Annotated in this window: 3 protein-coding genes; all 3 read left to right on the forward strand. The window is 67.2% G+C overall.

The window, feature by feature from the left end; genetic code table 11:
• The first annotated feature begins 183 nt into the window (after positions 1 to 183).
• The 3 genes from istA (at position 184) to QZZ29_RS11100 (ending at position 3,782) form a co-directional block, all read left to right on the forward strand.
• Positions 184 to 1,728, forward strand: coding sequence for an IS21 family transposase (gene istA, locus QZZ29_RS11090; RefSeq protein WP_291383276.1), 1,545 nt, complete (start codon positions 184 to 186; stop codon positions 1,726 to 1,728).
• A gap of 36 nt (positions 1,729 to 1,764) precedes the next feature.
• Complete coding sequence (gene istB, locus QZZ29_RS11095) at positions 1,765 to 2,502, forward strand: IS21-like element helper ATPase IstB (protein WP_011805003.1); 738 nt, start codon at positions 1,765 to 1,767, stop codon at positions 2,500 to 2,502.
• Between the two features lie 407 nt (positions 2,503 to 2,909).
• Complete coding sequence (locus tag QZZ29_RS11100; RefSeq protein ID WP_034033204.1) at positions 2,910 to 3,782, forward strand: DNA-binding protein; 873 nt, start codon at positions 2,910 to 2,912, stop codon at positions 3,780 to 3,782.
• Positions 3,783 to 3,820 lie beyond the last annotated feature (38 nt).

The following is a 3,820-nucleotide window of genomic DNA, read 5'->3' on the forward strand; positions in this document are numbered from 1 at the left end:
TGCGTATTCCACGCGATGGCGGACACGATTCCATGCTGATGGCGGACAGTGTTCCAGCGTGATGGCGGACACCGTTCCACGCTGAAGGCGGACAGCATTCCAAACTGATGGCGGACACCTGCGGGGTGTTCTGAGTGACCCGAACGCGGCATACGCTGCCCGGTTTTTTGACCGGAACCAGCGATGCCCACACCCAGGGTCACCATGAGCAAACTACGACACACACTGCAACTGCTGCACCGCGGGGCCTTGAGCACCCGTCAAATCGGTGCCGCCCTCGGCATCTCCAAATCCACTGTCAGCGAGATAGCCAGCTACGCGCGCGTGGCCGGCGTGGACTGGTCACTGGCCCAGAGCCTGAACGACGACGAACTCCAGGCCCGGCTCTACAAGCCACCCGTGGCGCGCGAGTCCCGGCACCTTGAACCCGACCACGCCCACATCCACCGCGAACTGCGCCGACCTGGCGTGACGCTGCAGTTGCTTTGGGAGGAATACCAGCAACAGCACAGCGGGCAGGCGTACAAGTACAGCGCCTTCTGCGAGAAGTACAAGGCCTGGGCCCGGCGCCTGCAGCGCTCCATGCGCCAGACCCACACGGGCGGTGACAAGCTCTTTGTGGACTACGCCGGCCAGACCGTTCCCGTGGTGGATGCTGACACTGGCGAGATACGCCAGGCCCAGGTCTTCGTGGCCGTGCTGGGTGCATCGAACTACACCTACGCCTGCGCCACCGCCAGCCAGAAGGCCACCGACTGGGTGGCCAGCATCATTGGCGCGCTGGAGTTCATCGGCGGCGTGCCTCGTCTGCTGGTGCCCGACCAGCCGCGCGCCCTCATGGCCCGACCCGACCGCTACGAGCCCACCGCGCACCGCCTGCTCGAAGAGCTCTGTGCGCACTACAGCCTGGCCGTGATGCCCGCGCGCCCGGCCAAGCCACGCGACAAACCCAAGGTGGAGGTCGCTGTGCAGGTGGTCGAGCGCTGGATTCTGGCCAGGCTGCGCCACCAGACCTTCTTCAGCCTGGCCGAGATCAACCGGGCGATTGCCGCCTTGCTGGTGGACTTGAACCAGCGCGCGTTCAAGAAGCTGCCGGGCAACCGCACCAGCGCCTTCGCCGAACTCGACCGGCCAGCCCTGCGCCCCCTGCCGCCGGTGCGCATGCCCATCGCGCGCTTCAAACCCGCCCGCGTCAACATCGATTACCACGTTGAGCTCGATGGCCACTACTACTCGGTGCCCCACGCCCTGGTGGGTGAGCCGGTGGAGTTGCGCATCACGGCCGGCACGCTCGAAGTCCTGCACGGCAGCAAACGCGTGGCCGCCCACGCCCTCAATCCCCGACGGGGTGCACACACCACCACGCCCGAGCACATGCCGGCCTCGCACCGGGCGCACCTGCAGTGGACGCCGGCCAAGCTCATCGCCTGGGGTGAGCGCGTGGGCGCGGCCACCGCCGCCGTGGTGCGCTGGCAGATGGAGCACCGCCAGCATCCCGAGCAGGGTTACCGCTCCTGTCTGGGCCTCATGCGCCTGGGCCGTGAGTACGGGGCTGACCGGCTGGAGGCCGCCTGTGCGCGGGCGCAGTCGATTCGCTCACCGTCCTACAAGAGCATCGCCTCCATCCTGGGCTGCGGCCTGGACCAGCGGCCGCTGGATGCGCCGATGGCCGCACAGGCGAGCCTGCCGCTGCACGAGAACGTGCGCGGGCCGGGCTACTACCACTGAACTCCAACGTGCAAGCAAACCTAACAAGGAAGAACCATGCTCAACGAACAGACCTTGAACCAACTGCGCGCCCTGCGCCTGGACGGCATGGTGGCCGCCCTCAGCGACGCGGCCACCCACATCACGGCCAGCGAGCTGCCCTTTGAACAACGCCTGGCGCTGCTGGTGCAGCGCGAGGTGGACTGGCGTGACAGCAAGCGCCTGGAGCGCCTGTTGAAGGCGGCCCGCCTGAAGGTCTCCAGTGCCTGCCTGGAGGACATCGACTGGCGCGCCAGCCGGGGCCTGAGCCGAGAGGTCATCACCAGCCTGGCCGGCGGGGACTGGCTGCGCCATGGCCACAACGTGCTGCTCACCGGCGCCACCGGGTGCGGCAAGACGTGGCTCGCCTGCGCACTGGGGCAGCAGGCCGCGCGCCTGGGCTTCTCGGTGCTCTACACCCGCGCGCCACGGCTGCTGCAGGAGCTGCACGTGGCCCACGGCGATGGCAGCCTGGGCAAACGGCTGGCGCAACTGGCGCGGCTGGACCTGCTCATCCTGGACGACTTCGGCATCGCGCCGATTGCCGCGCACGAGCGAAACGACCTGCTGGAGTTGCTGGACGACCGGGTGGGTACTCGCTCGACGCTCATCACCAGCCAGTTGCCAGTAACGGCCTGGCACGCCTGGCTGGACGAGCCCACGCTGGCCGACGCCATCCTGGACCGCATCGTGCACGGCTCACACAAGATAGCCCTCAAGGGCGAGTCGATGAGAAAGCTCACCAAGGCCGTCTGAGCCGGCCGCGCCGACCGCCATTCCACGCTGATGGCGGACACTTCGGCTACGATTTGAGCGTCACTCAGGACACCCGCGCAACGTGTCCGCCATCGCCTGGAACGCTGTCCGCGATGGAAATGGAATCACTGTCCGCCATCAGTGGAATGCGCAGGCATACCGGCTGATCCTGCCCGTTGGCCGCGTTTTCCGGGCCGTGGCGGGCCGTTTGTACTGCCGCCGACGGTATCCCCTACCCCAACGGCCAAAATCGCGCTAAATGGCCTGTTTTGCCCCTTGGCCTGGCGTAGGCGATCCGTCACACGACGATGGATGGCAAAAATATCGCTTGCATATCGTATCTGTATTTCGTATCATATCTGTATTGATACGAGTTACACCGATACGGTACGGAAGGAGCAACGATCATGGCACGAGAAGGCATCACGTTTGAGCAGGTCGCCGCCGCCGCTGATGCGCTGGTTGGCGAAGGGCAACAGCCGACTATCCGCGCGATCCGCGAGCGTTTGGGCACCGGCAGTCCGAATACCGTTCACAAACATCTGACTGCCTGGCGCGAGGCTCGCCCGGTGGCGGCTGCCGCTGCGCCGGAACTGCCTCAGGCATTGACGGCTGCTATTGCCGCCGAGATCGAGCGCGCAGCCGCCCAAGCCCGCGCCGAGATCGAGGGCCGCTTGGTGCAGGCCCAGGGCGAGGCCGTCGAGCTGGCTGCCGCTGGTGAGGTGATCGAGGCCGAGCGCGATGCTCTGGCCGAGCAGGTGGCAGAACTCACCCGCGAGCGTGACACTCTGGCGGGCAAGGCCGAGCAGCAAGCCGCCGACTTGGCCGACCAGGCGCAGCGCATCGAGCGCGAGCAACAGGCCGCCGAATCGGCGCGGGTGGAGCTGGCCACGGCCCGCCTCAAGATCGAGGCACAGGCCGAACGGCAGACCGAGCAGGCCGCCGAGATCGAGCGCCTACGCGCCGCGCTGGCCGATGCGCAGCAGGGCCGCACCGCCGCCGAACAGCAGGCCGCCGTGCTGGCCGCCAAACTGGAGGCATGCGCTGAACGGGTGGCCCGTGCAGAGGCCCGCGTCGAGCAGATCGAGCAGCAGGCCGCCAAGGCGGCACAGGCCAACGAAGAAGCCCGAGCCGCTGCCGCGCAGGAAGCCCGGCAGGTGCAAGCAGAACGCGACGAAGCCCGCAAGGTGGCCGCCGAGGCGCGCGAGCAGGCCGCGCGCCTGGCCGGGCAACTCGAAGCCCTCACCACCAAGGAACGAAAAACCGATGAAAGACCGTGACCACAACGAAGCGATGGCCGGCATGTTTCAGGCCGAAC

It is taken from the genome of Demequina sp. (genome assembly GCF_016278765.1).
Lineage (GTDB): Bacteria > Actinomycetota > Actinomycetes > Actinomycetales > Demequinaceae > Demequina.

Coding starts and splice junctions, on each gene's coding strand:
- istA (WP_291383276.1), top strand. CDS start 184: ATGCCCACACCCAGGGTCACCATGAGCAAACTACGACACACACTGCAA.
- istB (WP_011805003.1), top strand. CDS start 1,765: ATGCTCAACGAACAGACCTTGAACCAACTGCGCGCCCTGCGCCTGGAC.
- QZZ29_RS11100 (WP_034033204.1), top strand. CDS start 2,910: ATGGCACGAGAAGGCATCACGTTTGAGCAGGTCGCCGCCGCCGCTGAT.